This is a genomic window from Caballeronia sp. INML2 (genome assembly GCF_023631365.1).
In the GTDB taxonomy this organism is placed as follows: domain Bacteria; phylum Pseudomonadota; class Gammaproteobacteria; order Burkholderiales; family Burkholderiaceae; genus Caballeronia; species Caballeronia turbans.
The window spans coordinates 187840-201123 of sequence record NZ_JALQDH010000047.1 but is presented as its reverse complement, the minus strand read 5'-3'; the positions used below and the strand labels follow the sequence as shown (position 1 = coordinate 201123).

Annotated in this window: 12 protein-coding genes; 1 reads left to right on the top strand and 11 read right to left on the bottom strand. The window is 65.3% G+C overall.

The window, feature by feature from the left end; translation table 11 throughout:
• Nucleotides 1-80: 80 nt before the first annotated feature.
• From NCT32_RS16950 to NCT32_RS16930, 5 genes are all read right to left on the bottom strand, one after another.
• Nucleotides 81-998: a LysR family transcriptional regulator gene (locus NCT32_RS16950; protein WP_061115877.1), complete on the bottom strand. Its 918-nt coding sequence runs from the start codon at nucleotides 996-998 to the stop codon at nucleotides 81-83.
• Between the two features lie 17 nt (nucleotides 999-1015).
• The gene (locus tag NCT32_RS16945; protein ID WP_061115878.1) at nucleotides 1016-1402 is read right to left on the bottom strand and encodes a PaaI family thioesterase; all 387 of its coding nucleotides are present in this window, start codon (nucleotides 1400-1402) and stop codon (nucleotides 1016-1018) included.
• Between the two features lie 309 nt (nucleotides 1403-1711).
• Nucleotides 1712-1903 (bottom strand): hypothetical protein, encoded by a 192-nt coding sequence (locus tag NCT32_RS16940; RefSeq protein ID WP_250490449.1) that lies wholly within the window; start codon nucleotides 1901-1903, stop codon nucleotides 1712-1714.
• Between the two features lie 264 nt (nucleotides 1904-2167).
• Nucleotides 2168-3340 carry an FAD-binding oxidoreductase gene (locus NCT32_RS16935; protein ID WP_061115880.1) on the bottom strand — a complete coding sequence of 391 codons (1173 nt, stop codon included), beginning with the start codon at nucleotides 3338-3340 and terminating at the stop codon, nucleotides 2168-2170.
• Nucleotides 3341-3347: 7 nt separating this feature from the next.
• On the bottom strand, nucleotides 3348-4847 hold the full coding sequence (locus NCT32_RS16930) for an aldehyde dehydrogenase family protein (protein WP_061115881.1): 1500 nt from the start codon (nucleotides 4845-4847) through the stop codon (nucleotides 3348-3350).
• Between the two features lie 237 nt (nucleotides 4848-5084).
• Between NCT32_RS16930 and NCT32_RS16925 the strand changes: the two genes are divergently transcribed.
• On the top strand, nucleotides 5085-5723 hold the full coding sequence (locus tag NCT32_RS16925; RefSeq protein WP_061115882.1) for a helix-turn-helix domain-containing protein: 639 nt from the start codon (nucleotides 5085-5087) through the stop codon (nucleotides 5721-5723).
• Nucleotides 5724-5728: 5 nt separating this feature from the next.
• Here the strand turns inward: NCT32_RS16925 and NCT32_RS16920 are convergent, their stop codons facing one another.
• The 6 genes from NCT32_RS16920 to NCT32_RS16895 all read right to left on the bottom strand — a co-directional run bounded on the left by NCT32_RS16920 (nucleotide 5729) and on the right by NCT32_RS16895 (nucleotide 13169).
• Entirely contained in the window at nucleotides 5729-7198 is a 1470-nt protein-coding gene (locus NCT32_RS16920; protein WP_061115883.1) for a cytochrome P450, read from the bottom strand.
• A 63-nt stretch (nucleotides 7199-7261) separates the two neighbouring features.
• Entirely contained in the window at nucleotides 7262-8119 is an 858-nt protein-coding gene (locus tag NCT32_RS16915; RefSeq protein WP_061115884.1) for an IclR family transcriptional regulator, read from the bottom strand.
• Nucleotides 8120-8191: 72 nt separating this feature from the next.
• Nucleotides 8192-9016 carry a sugar phosphate isomerase/epimerase gene (locus tag NCT32_RS16910; RefSeq protein ID WP_061115885.1) on the bottom strand — a complete coding sequence of 275 codons (825 nt, stop codon included), beginning with the start codon at nucleotides 9014-9016 and terminating at the stop codon, nucleotides 8192-8194.
• A gap of 12 nt (nucleotides 9017-9028) precedes the next feature.
• On the bottom strand, nucleotides 9029-9640 hold the full coding sequence (locus NCT32_RS16905) for an NIPSNAP family protein (RefSeq protein ID WP_061115886.1): 612 nt from the start codon (nucleotides 9638-9640) through the stop codon (nucleotides 9029-9031).
• On the bottom strand, nucleotides 9637-11373 hold the full coding sequence (locus NCT32_RS16900; RefSeq protein ID WP_061115887.1) for an FAD-dependent oxidoreductase: 1737 nt from the start codon (nucleotides 11371-11373) through the stop codon (nucleotides 9637-9639). The genes NCT32_RS16905 and NCT32_RS16900 overlap by 4 nt, the downstream gene beginning before the upstream one ends.
• A complete protein-coding gene (locus tag NCT32_RS16895; protein WP_061115888.1) occupies nucleotides 11370-13169 on the bottom strand; it encodes an FAD-dependent oxidoreductase in 1800 nt (599 codons plus the stop codon). Before NCT32_RS16895 ends, NCT32_RS16900 begins: the two co-directional genes overlap by 4 nt.
• Nucleotides 13170-13284 lie beyond the last annotated feature (115 nt).

Below are 13284 nucleotides of genomic sequence, written 5' to 3'. Positions count from 1 at the left end.
TTGGCGAACGCTCGCGTGCGTCCAACCGCATTTCGGCAAGGACCGTTCGCGAAACGCGAACGCTCGGGCGAAGCCGAGCGCTAGCCGCGCGCTTCGACGGTCCGCAGATGATCGAAGAGCAGGCGGCTCACGGGCGAAAGCGCAGCCGAATCGCGCACGACGATCACGAGACTGCGCGCGGCCCATTCGTCTTCGAGCGCGACAGCCGCGAGCCCGAGCTGGCGGCCCATCGCTTCGAACACCTGCAACGGCAGGACGCCCACGCCCATGCCGGCCTGCACCATGCGGCACACGGCGTCGAAGCCGGGCACGTGGATGCGCAACCGCAGCGCGCGGCCCGCCTGCCGCGCCGCGAGATGCGTGCGCATGTTGATGGAGCTCGCCGAATGCAGGCCGATGTGATCGAAATCGAGCGTTTCCGCAAACGCCGCGCTCGCACGCGGCGCGAGCGGATGATCGCCGGGCACGACGATCGCCAGCCGATCATGACGGTAATGGGCGCTTTCGAGTCCGCGCGTGTCGGCATCGCCGGAACAGATACCGAGATCGACGAGACTGTCCGCGACGCCTTCCACGATGCCGCCGCTCGGCCGCTCTTCGAGATCGATCTTGATCTGGTCGTGCATGGATGAAAACGCGCGCAAGTCTTCCGGCAGGAATTCGACGATCGCGGACAGGTTCGCCATCATCCGCACATAGCCGCGCACGCCGCTCGCATGCTCGGCGAGTTCGATGCCGATGTTTTCGACATCGCGCAACACCCGTCGCGCGTGATGAAGAAGCGTTTCGCCCGCGGGCGTCAGTTCCATGCCGCGCGCCTTGCGCTCGAAAAGCGCGGCGCCGACCGCCTGCTCCAGTTCGAGGAGCCGCTTGCTCGCCGCCGACACCGCGATCGCCTCGCGCTCGGCTGCGCGCGTGAGCGTGCCTTCCTCGAACACCGCGAGAAAGAGTTGAAGTGTCGTGAGGTCGAGCCGTCTGAGGAGATTCCGGGTGGCCATCGTCGGACGCGCCGGGATCAGCGCGCGTATTTGAAGGTGCCTTGGGCGCTCGCGATCATCACGCGATCGTCGACCCACGCCTCGCCGCGCGCAAAATACACGGAGCGTCCCTGTCGCTCGAGGAAACCTTTCGCCACGACCTTGTCGCCGATGCCGCGATCGAGATAGTTCACGGTGAGCGAGAGCGTGAAGCCGTGCACGGGCGCGGTGCCGGTCGTGAAGAGGCCCGCGTAGCCGCATGCCGCATCGAGCAGCGTGGCGATCGCGCCGCCCTGCAGGATGCGCTGCCGGTTCAGATGCCCCGCGTGGATCAGCATCGTGAATTCGGCGTAGCCTGCGCGCCATTCGGTGAAGGTCGCGCCGAGCGCTTCGAGAAACGGATTGTCGAGATCGAGGTTCGCCACCTCTGCTCCTGATATGCCTGCGGTGCGGGCGATTGTGCCACCGACGGGCGCGCGCTGCCGAGCGCAAGGCATCCTGCAAAGCGCGCCGTGCATGAAAAAACCCGCGCGCGGCGGGTCTCGATTTACACAACGTCGATTGAAAACAATTCCGTTTGTCAACGCACACAAAATCCGCAGTGCCGGTCTTTGCGACCGGCATATTGCGTTTCATGAAGTCACGTCATGAATCGCGCGGAAGCGCGTTCATACGCGCTTTGAACTCCTTCGTGACACGCCGTATCACGCGCGCAACACTCTGCATTAAAGACGTCAGTTGTACCCGCGAATCACGCAGGAATTTTTCTCCTCTTCGGTCTTCCCGAAGCGTCCGCAAATTTCGGCGACATATTCGGGTTCTGCCGATACCTGGCTGGAACGATGCGACACCGGAACGCTCGTGTCCGCCGGCAGTTCGCCGTCGTCGATCCAGGCATAGAAATGCGCGCTCGTATTCGCTTCCATGTTTTATCTCCTTTATATAAAGCGCGGAAAAAACGTTTCGATGCTTCCAGAATGCGCTTCTCGAAAGCGGCTGGCCCTAGTGGATTACGTTGATGGACTTCGCAGGCCAGCATGACGATGATGATAAGAATGCCCGTTCGAAACGCATACCTGCCCGTTTTCAATCCGCTTGTCTATTTCCGTAGCTAAAAAAATGCCCGGTGCAAATGACCGGGCACTTAATTGATCGGTTATGGAAAACGGCTATTTCCAGTCCTCTATCAGTTAAACGACATTCTTTTCGATGATCGGCCGCCCTTCGAGTACGCGCGTCCAGTCGAGCGGCGATAAATCGATCGTCTCGTAGCGTCCGCGCAAAATCAGCTCGCTCACGCCGCGTCCCGTCGCCGGGCCTTGCTGCAGGCCGTGTCCGCTGAATCCGTTCGCGAAAATGCAGTTCTCCAGATCCGGATGACTGCCGATGATCGCGTTCTGGTCGAGCACGTTGTATTCGTAATAGCCGGACCAGCAGCGTTCCACACGCAGCGCCTCGAACGCCGGCACGCGATGCGCGAGCGTCGGCCAGATTACGTCGTCGAAGAGCGCGTGATCGACTTCGTCGAGCGGCAGGTCGTCAGGATCGTTGTCCGCCGAGGGCGACGTGCCGCAGATATACGTGCGCCCTTCCGGACGGAAATAGACGCCGGTCGGATCGATCAGCAAAGGCGCGCGTTCGAGCTTCGCCGGCGACGACACGTTGAAAATGCTGCGCCGGCGTGCATACACCGGAATGTCGATGCCGAGCATGGCCGCGATCCCGCGCGACCACGCGCCCGCCGCGTTCACGACGACATCGCACGCATAGGTTTCGCCGTTGGCCGCACGCACGGTCGTCGCGCGCCGTCCTTCACGCCCGATGCCGACGACTTCCGTCGTCACATAACGCGCGCCGAGCGATTGCGCCTTGCGCCGCAGCGCCTGCACGAGACCGTAGCCGTCGAACCAGCCTTCGCCGCTTTCGCCGAACGTGCCCGCGGCGAGGTCGTCCGTATTGAGCCAGGCAAAGCGCGCGCGCAGCTGCGCGGAATCCAGGAGGCTGATGTCCGCGCCCAGTTCGCGTTGCAGCGCGTGATTCTCGCGCAGCGTCGCTTCGCCCGGCGCCGTCGCGAGGAAGAGATAGCCGCCTTCGTGCAGATCGATGGACGGACGCTCGCCGTTCACTTCGAGCCGCTCGCCGATCGAGCGCAGGAACTCGATGCCGAAGAGCGACATGCGCACGGAGAGCGGCGTCGAGAACTGCTGCCGGATCGACGCCGCCGAGAGCGCCGACGACGAGCGCGCGTAAGTCGGATCACGTTCGATCACCGTGACCTGCACCGTCGGGTCCGATGCGCGCAGGAAATACGCGACCGAGCTGCCGATCACACCGCCGCCTACGATGACAACGCTCGAACTCACATCGCCCTCAGCTCAGATTGAAGTCGATGCCCTGCGCGAGCGGCAATTCCGACGAGTAGTTGATCGTGTTGGTCGCGCGGCGCATGTAGGCCTTCCACGCATCCGAGCCCGATTCGCGGCCGCCGCCGGTTTCCTTCTCGCCGCCGAATGCGCCGCCGATCTCCGCGCCGCTCGGCCCGATGTTCACGTTGGCGATGCCGCAGTCGCTGCCCGATGCGCACAGGAAGCGCTCGGCTTCGCGCAGGTCCGTCGTGAACGCACACGACGACAGGCCGTGCGCGGCGGCGTTGTTCGCGGCGATGGCTTCATCGAAGTCGGCATAGCGCATCACGTAGAGGATCGGCGCGAAGGTTTCCTTCAGCACGACGTCGGTTTGCGAAGGCATTTCGACGAGCGCCGGGCGCACGTAGTAGCCGTTTTCGTGGCCCGTCACGGCGACGCGCTCGCCCCCGAACACCTTGCCGCCCTCGCCCTTCGCCTGCTCGAGCGCGTCCTGCATGCGCGCAAATGCCTGTACGTCGATGAGCGGTCCCATGAGCACGCCCTGCTCGAGCGGATTGCCGACGGGCACCTTCGCGTAGAGATCCTTCAGGCGCGCGACGGTGTCGTCGTAGATGCTTTCATGCACGAAGAGACGCCGCAGCGACGTGCAGCGCTGCCCCGCCGTGCCGACCGCAGAGAACAGGATGCCGCGCAGCGCGAGATCGCGATTGGCGGTCTGCGAGACGATGCCCGCGTTGTTGCCGCCCAGTTCGAGAATCGAGCGGCCGAAGCGCTCCGCCACCGCGACGCCGACCTTGCGGCCCATTTCGGTGCTGCCCGTGGCGCTGACGATATCGGCGCGCTTGTCCGCGACGAGCGCCGCGCCGACATCGCGTCCGCCGATGATCACCGACGCAAGGCCCTCTGGCGCGGAGCCGAATTCTTCGATGGCGTCGCGCAGAATGCGATCGACGGCGAGCGCGGTGAGCGGCGTTTTCTCCGACGGCTTCCACACGACCGAATTGCCGCACACGAGCGCGAGCGCGGCGTTCCACGACCACACCGCGACCGGAAAGTTGAACGCCGAGATGATCGTGCACACGCCGAACGGGTGCCACGTCTCCGCCATGCGATGGCCGGGGCGCTCCGACGCGATCGTCAGCCCGTACAACTGGCGCGAGAGACCGACGGCGAAATCGCAGATGTCGATCATCTCCTGCACTTCGCCGAGGCCTTCCTGGAGAATCTTGCCCGCTTCGAGCGACACGAGGCGGCCGAGCGCCTCCTTTTTCTCGCGCAGGCGATTTCCGAGCAAACGCACGAGTTCGCCGCGTCGCGGTGCGGGCACATTGCGCCATGCGGCGAACGCGGTGCGCGCGGCGCCGAGGGCGGCGTCCACGTCGGCGGTGGTGTTCTGCTTCACCCGGCCGATGACTCCGCCCGTGATCGGTGAAGTGACGGCGATGTCGCCATCGGTCACGAGGCTCGCGATGCCGAGGTCGGAAAGAATCGATTGTGTGTTCACGGTGATGTCCTTTTGACGCGGGTCCGTTCTTCTGGCGGAAGTTTCTGATAAGAAACTTTCGTAAGTCCGGCAACTATACGCGCTGCCGTCGCCGCTCACAACAACGGACAATATTGGGGTTGTCCCTCATGCGCAGCCCCTTTTGCGACGGTAGATTCGGCTTGTTTCGCAACGTCGCGAGGTTACGCGGTCCGCGCTTGCCCGATGTTATGATCGGAAACAAAACAGCTCCTCCTTATGCCCAGTCTCAGTCTAAAAAATTCGCCCGAACAGTCCGCTTCCGATCTGGGACACCGGGTAAGGCGCGCGCGGCTCGCGCATGATCTGACGCTCGAAACCGCGAGCCGGCTGTGTGGCGTGTCGCGCTCGGCGCTGTCGAAGATCGAAAACGGGTTGATGTCGCCCACTTTCGACGTGCTGCAGAAAATCGTGCGCGGCCTGCAGATCGATCTCGCCGAACTGTTCGGCACGGCGCCGGCGCTGAATGCAAGCGGCCGGCGAGCGCTCACGCGCCGCAACGAAGGTCAGCGCCACGCGTATCGAGGCTATCAAATGGAATTGCTCGCAACCGAGCTCGCGCACAAGGCGATGCTGCCGTTCCGCATCCGCATCTCCGCACACACGCTCGATGCGTTCGACGACTGGGGCCGTCACGAAGGCGAAGAGTTTCTCTACGTCATAAGCGGCAGCGTGTGCCTCTACTCCGAACTCTACGCGCCGACACATCTGAATGCCGGCGACAGCATCTATTTCGACAGTCGCACCGGCCACGCGGCCATTTCGACGAGCGAGGAAGACGCCGAGGTGCTGTGGATGGCGACGGGCGGCGGCGTGCCGGCATCCTCCGCCGCCCCCGATGCAGTGGGCGCCGGCTAGCGCCGCTAACGCAAAGTGAGACGCATCGGCATTTCGCTCGGGACCACGGTAAATGTGCAGACTTCCCGGATATCGGCGGGATTCGTGGCGAGTTGCGCGGTGAAGTTCGCCGTGAGCATGGACACGACGAGGCGCATCTCTACCGCCGCCAGATGCCGCCCCGGGCACACGCGCGGCCCCGCGCCGAATTGCAGGTAGGCGCGCGGTTCGTGCGCACCGCGCTCCGACGCCGCGTCTTCATGCCGATGATCATGCAGCCATCGGTCGGGGTCGTAGCGTTCGGGATCGGCGTAATTGTCCGGGTCCATCATCGCGGGCCGGTGAAGCATGAACATCTTCGTTCCGGCGGCGAGGCGCACGCCCTGAAGCCGCACTTCCTCGAGGGGCTCGAGCGACATATACGGCGCAACCGGATGCAGGCGGCTTGCTTCCGTGCACACCGCTTCGCACAGGTCGAGTTCGCGCATCGCGCCATAGCTCGGACACACGGCCGAGCCGCCGAGCACCTGCCGCGCCTGTGCGGCGACGCGCGCCTGCAACGCGTCGTCGGTGCCGAGAAAGAAGAGCGCCCACGCGATCGACGTCGCGGTCGTTTCCTCGCCCGCGACGAGCATCGTCAGCACGTTGGCGGCGACTTCGTCGTCGGTGATGCCGGAGCCGGGCGCATCGCGCAGGGTGAGCATCGCTTCGAGCAGATTGCGCGGCGCACGGGCTGTCTCTTCGAGCGGCGTCTCGCACGCTTCGACCGCCGCCTCCTCGCGCATCCGGGCGCGTGCCCTCGACATCAACTCGCGGATATGACGATGCACGTCGATCATTGCTTCATCGAACTTGCGGTCGCGCGGAAACTTCACGTAGTGCCAGTAGGCGAAGGGGGCGTTCACGCGCGTCATCAGCATCGGCAATAGCAGCGCCAGTTGCTCCTGGATCAGCACTCGCTCGTTTTCCAGCGTATTCGGATCTTCGCCGAACGCGAGCGCGCTCGTCACATCGACGGTGAAGCGCTTAAGATCATCGGTCATGTCGACCACGCGCCCCGCCCGCGCCGCGGCTTCCCAGCGCCGCCGCAGCCGCTCGGTGATCGCGGCGAGCGTGGGGTAGAACGCCTTGATGTGGGGAATCGACAGCGCCTGCATCACGAGGCGGCGCTGCGGCTCCCAGGCCGCGCCCTCGATCGAGAAGAGCCCGTTGCAGCCGAACTCTTTCAGGATATTTTCGATGGGCGCATAGCGGCGGTAACGATGCGGCCGCTCGCGCATCACGGCGTGGGAAAGCTCGATGTCGTTCCACACGGTGACGGGCGTCGTGCCCAGGCGGAACACGTAGGGCGTGCCGAGTTCGGCGGCCCAGCGCTCCAGCGTCAGATGGTGCGTGGCGGGCGGCAATTGATGCAGGTTGCCCAATAGCGGCAGGCCGCGCGGCGACGGCAAATCATCGATTTCGCGCAGGGATGTGCCGACGGATGCTGCGTTCATGATCGGCCTCGCGAGGGCTTGATCTGTGCAGGATAGTGCAGGATCGGGACGTCCGGCGCGTCTTTAAACAGCCTTCGTTTTCTTCGCTTTTCCCGCCGCCTTCGCGACCGCCCCCGCCGCTTCCTCCGTCCTCACCACCGGCCGCTTGAAATATGGCGAGCTCAACGTCGCAGCGCCCATGTCCGATGCCGCTTCGAGCAGCGCGGGCGCAAGTTCCTTCAGACGCGCGTCGGGCAACCGGCTGGTCGGGCCGGCGAGACTCACGACGCCCACGACAACACCCGTCACCGGATGATGGATCGGCGCGGCCATCGACGTCATGCCGGCCTCGTAGGTCTCGCTCGCGATCCCATAGCCGCGTTTGCGCGCCGCCTGCAATTCAGCGAGAAATTGCTGGATCGTCTTCGGCGCCTTCGGACCGCCCGAGCCCGGCTTGCCCAGGCCGCCCTGCTTCGACACGAGCTCGAGCGCTTCCTCGTCCGTGAGCGACGACAGCCACGCCTGTCCGCTCGCCGTGCAATGCAAGGGCGGCTGGCTGCCCATGTCGGGGTCGTAGCGCAGGCCGGATTTCGCGCCCTGCGCCTTGCCGACGAACGTGATGTGATCGTCTTCGACCACGCCCAGCCGTGCCAGCTCGCCCGATTGCGCCGCGAGCCGGTCGAGCACCGGTTGCGACACATCGAGCACGCCGCCCGTCGAGAGATAGATGAGCGCAAGCGATACGAGCTTCAGCGCGAGCATGTACTCGCCGTGATCCTCGTCCTGCCGGACATAGCCTTCGTCGATCAGCATCGCGAGCAGCCGGTGCGTGCCGCTGCGCGGAATGTTGAGCGTATCGGCGATGGCGGCGAGCTGCATCCGCCCGCCGTTTTTCGCCAGCAGCTCGATGATGGACAACGCCCGCTCCAGATTTCCTGCCATCTTTCAGTCTCTCGAAGTTCCGATGCGGCATGAGTAGAACACGATTCCACGTCGGAATTCAACCGGCGCGGGTCAATGTTCGGCGTAGGCCGCCTCCAGCACCGCGAGCGTCGCCTCGCGCAGGCGCCTCGCGCGAGTGAGCGCGTTTGCGGTCTTCGCCCATTCGTTCATCGGCACTTCGATCGACAGCGGCAAGCCATCCGGCAATGCGCGCAGGATGCCCGCGAGATCGATTCCGCCCTCGCCCGGAATCATGCGCTCGGCACGCGCCTGATATAGCAGCGTGTCGAGGTCGGCCGGACGCTCGGCGGGGGCATCGCAGAACTGCACGTAGCCGAACCATTCGCGCGGCAGTTCGCGCAGCGCGTGCGTCGACGATCCCGCGCGGTCGAAATGAATCGGATCGACGATCAGGCCCGTGTTCGCGCGCCCGGCCGCCTTCACGATGCGCGCACCTTGCACGATGTCCTTCGCGTCGGTCCACGGCATCGGTTCGAGCGACGGCGACAAGCCGTACGGCTTCGCGAGATCGCAGAGCGACGCGAGCCGCTCGGCGGTGCGCGCCTCGTCGGGATCGTTGCCCGCGACGAGCACGTAGCGCGCTCCCAGTGTCGCCGCGGTTTCGAGCATCGGCTCGTAATCGGCGACGTTGGTGTCGGGCTTGAGGCGCAGGATTTCAGCATCGAGCACGCCGATTCCGGTGTCCTTCAAAGCCGCGAGCGTTTCGCGCCTCAAGGGCGTCGCGCCGACGATCTCGTGGCGCACCTCGGTATCGGTCGCGGGCACGAGCCGCAGGCCGACGAAATCGTAGCCCGCACGCGCCGCGCACTCGACCATCTGCGGCGGCGTCAATTCGAGGACCGTCAGCGCGGACAGGGACAGCTTGCGTCGTGACATCGATGTCTCCGGTTAGCGCAACGGCGAGAACGGCGCGGGCATGTAGATGGTCGACTCCATCGTCGTCAGATGGGCCGGCCCGCCCTTCGGCGGCCAGATGCCGTCCTTCACGGCTTCGGCGCGAATGCGCGAACGCTCGTCGACACTCTTGTACGGCCAGATGTTGAGAAAGCGCGGCACGGCGCCGTCGAGCGCGTACATCGCGCCGATGAGCGGCGAGCGCGTGGTGCGCTCCGGCACGGCGCTCTTCCAGGCATCGATCGTATGTTGCAGGCTCGCGAGCTTCGTGCCGTACACGCGCATCTCGTAGATGCCGCCGTGCACGGCCGGCTCGATCGGCGGCAGAAACGGAAAGAGCGCGTAGCTGTTCACCTCGACATCGGTGATGAATTCGCCGCAGCCGAACGGATTGCCTTCGAGCAGCAGGCGCTGTCGCGACCCGATCAACGCCGCTTCCGACTCGAAGCCGCGCAGGACCATGACCTTGCCCAGCGCCCCGATGTCCGAATACCAGCAGCCGAGCAGCGTCGAGCCGGGCGCGTTGCCGCTGTTTTTGATGTTCTCGAAGACCTGCGCGTTCGCGCCGATCTTAACCGTCAACGTGACTGTGTCGTACAGAGTCATTGCAGCGTCCTTGCCTGTTTGAAGTTGGTGAGATTCGGGATGTCTTCGTGTGCCGGTTCGGCGAGTTCGAGGCCCGCAAGATAGCCGAAGGTCATCGCCGGCCCGAGCGTGATGCCGCCGGCGGGATAGTGCCCGCCCATCATGCTCGCGGCGTCGTTGCCGACGGCGTAGAGGCCGCGAATCGGCGCGTGCTTTTCGTCGAGGACGCGCGAGCGCGCATCCGTCGACAGCCCCGCGAAAGTGCCGAGGCTCCCCGGCACGATCTTCACCGCGTGGAACGGGCCCTCGACGATCGGCGCGAGACACGGATTCGGCGTGTGCGATGCATCGCCCTGCACGCGGTTATATGGCGTCGAGCCTTTGTGGAACTGCGGATCGAAGCCGTCTTTCGCGTAGCCGTTGTACGTGGCGACGGTATCGGCGAGACCGCGCGCATCGATGCCGCATTGCCGCGCCAGCGCATCGAGCGTCGGCGCGGACCTCAGATAGCCCGAGCGTTCGTACGGGCCGAGCGGAAACGGAAAAGGCTTCGCGAATCCGAGGCCGTATCTGCGCTGAAACCGGTGATCGCAGACGAGCCACGCGCACGCTTCCTCGCCCGGCGGCGTCGTGCCGAAGAGCGCGCAGACGAAGTCGTAGTACGACGACGCCTCGTTGGTGAAGCGCCTGCCCGCGCGCGTCACCGCGATCACGCCCGGCTTCGCGCGCTCGATCAGATGCGCAAACGCGGCCGTCTCGCCCTTACTCTTGCGCACGAGCGACACGGGCGCCCACGCGGCGGGCGCTTCGAGCGACGCATCGAAATGGGCGCCGGCCGCTTCGCCGATACGAATGCCATCGCCGGTATTGCTCTTCGGCGCCGCAGACCAGTGCGGCGTGTACGGAAAAGTTTCTGCCTGACGCTTCGCGTCGTGCGGATAACCGCCGCAAGCAAGCACGACGCCGCGCCGCGCGCGCACTTCGTGCATCACGCCTTCGATCTCGACGCGCGCACCCGTCACGCGATGCTCCTCACGCATGAGCGACACCGCGCGCGCGCCGGTGCGCAGATCGACACCGCGATCCGCCGCCGACTTCAACAAACGCGCGACGAGCGCATTGCCGTTCACGAGATGCATCGAACGCCGGTAACGCAGCATGTGCCACGCGAATCCAGCGAAGCGCTTCGTCACGTGCCATGCCGACTTCGCGCTGCGCGTCGCGTTCAGGAAGTGCGCGAGATCCTGGCCCGATGCGATCGCCATGCCCTTGATCGTCATTTCCGCGAGCGGCGGACGCAGCTTGTCGATGAGCGGACCGAGCTCGCGGCCGTCGAACGGCATCGCGCAGACCGAGCGCCCGCCCGTGGCCGCGCCTCGCGTCGTATGAAAGTCGGGAATGCGGTTGCCGTCGATGAAGCGCATCGACGTATTGCGTTCGAAGAATTCGACCATGCGCGGCCCGTGCTCGATGAGCGCGTCGGCCTTCGCGGCGTCGAAATGCGCGCCCAGCTCGCTCTTCAGATACGTGCGCGGCACGCTGTCATCTTCGACGATGCCCGCGCGCGTCGCGAGCGGATTGCGCGGAATCCACATCCAGCCGCCCGACCACGCGGTCGTGCCGCCGAACACGTCTTCCTTCTCGCAGACGAGCACGGACAGACCCTGCGTCGCCGCGGTGACGGCCGTCGACAAGCCGCCCGCGCCGGAACCCAGCACGAGGACGTCGCATTCGAGAATCGGTTCGAGCTTCATTTGGCGTGGACGGACGATTGGAGTTCGACGGGCAGCGTAAGCGCTTCGTCGCGGGCGTTCGTCAACGCGGCGCTGGCCGGCTGCTGCGCGCGCACGGTCGCATGCCGTGCCGCCAGAAAGCCGAACGTGAGCCCCGGACCGAGCGTGATGCCGGGGCCGGGATAGACGCCGCCCATCACCGATTGCATGTCGTTGCCGCACGCGTAGAGGCCGCCGATCGGTCGATCGTCGCGATCGAGCACGCGCGCGTGCGTGTCGGTGACGAGGCCGGTCGCCGCGCCGATATCGCCGGGATAGAGCCGCACCGCATAGAACGGCGCCTCGCTGATCGGGCCGAGGCACTTGTTCGGGCCGGTCCAGTTGGCGTCGCCATTGGCGTTCTGGTAATCGGTCGTGCCGCGCTGAAAATCGGCATCCACGCCGCTCTGCGCATAGCGATTGATGCGCGCGACGCTATCGGCGAGGCCAGCGCGGTCGATGTCGAGCTTCATTGCCAGTTCGTCGAGCGTCCTGCCTTCGACGAGATAGCCATCGGCGAGAAACGGCGCGAGCCCCTTGCCGCCCGGACGCACCATGCCGAGCCCGTACTTGCGCAGTCCTTCCGTGTCCGTCACGAGATACGCGGGCACCGAAGGCGTGGTCTCGTTCGCTTTTTGCATCGCCATGCCGAACAGGTGATACGACGTGTTCTCGTTCAGGAAGCGCCTGCCCGTTTTGTCGACGGTGATCATGCCCGGCTTGCCGCGATCCATCATGAAGTGCGGGAACACGGCGGTCGTGCCGTCGGCGCGCTTGCGCACGGAAACCGGCGCCCAGAAGGCGTGCGACAGCGCGCCCTTGCCGAAGCGCGCGCCCGCGGCGAGCGCGAGATCCTGCGCGCTGCCGGTGTGGCCGGGCGCGCCGGGGCACCACGCCGGATCGGCGCCCGGCAGCATCTCGCCGCGACGCGCCGGATGCCGGTTGAAGCCGCCGCTCGCGAGAATCACGCCGCCTTTCACATTGACGCGACGCCGGTCGTTGACGCGGCTCAGCGTTACGGCTTCGATGCCGTTCGGCCCGCTGTGCAACGCATCGACCTTCGTGCTCGTCAGCACCGTGACGCCACGCTCGAGCAACGAATACAACAATCTTCCGATCAGCGCGTTGCCCATCACGAGCCGCGTGCCGCGCGGCGCGCTCAGGCGATCGCGCGCGTGACGCGCGAGCAGCTTCGCCGCATGTCGGAACGACGCGAACGACTTCGTCATGTTGAGCAGATGCCCGACGTCGTCGCGGTCGACCATCATGCCGCCGAGCACGGTGAATTCGGGAATCGGCGGACGGATCAGCGAAAACGCGCGGCCGAGCTTGCGGCCGTCGAAGGGCAGCGGTTCGAGCGCCCGCCCGCGCAGCGTCGAGCCTTCGAGCTCGGACAAATAATCGGGATGGAACGGGCGCGCGCGATATTTCACAGCGGAGTTCGCTTCGATATGCGCGACCGCTTTCGGGCCGGCATCGAGAAACGCACGGCGCATCGCGACGCTGCTGCGCCCGCCGACCGCGCGATCCAGAAAGCCTTCGGCGTTCACGGATGTATCGTCACGATTGACGCTCGCGGCATGCATCGACGCGGGAATCCACGTCGTTCCGGCCGAGAAGGCCGTCGTACCGCCGACGTATTCCGTACTCTCCACAAGGAGCACGCGCGCACCGTCGATGGCCGCGACGAGGGCCGCCGACATGCCCGCGCCGCCTGCGCCGATTACGACGACATCGAATGTTTCGTCATGTCCCAGATTGTCCAGTGTCTCCACCATTCGTCCGCTCCCTCGCGCCAGGAATCGCCGTCCTTCCGACGATTCGAAACGCATGTTTTCAGTAGAACTCGCTTTGATATTGGAATACTATTCCAGAAAATGCATTGAAGCCAAG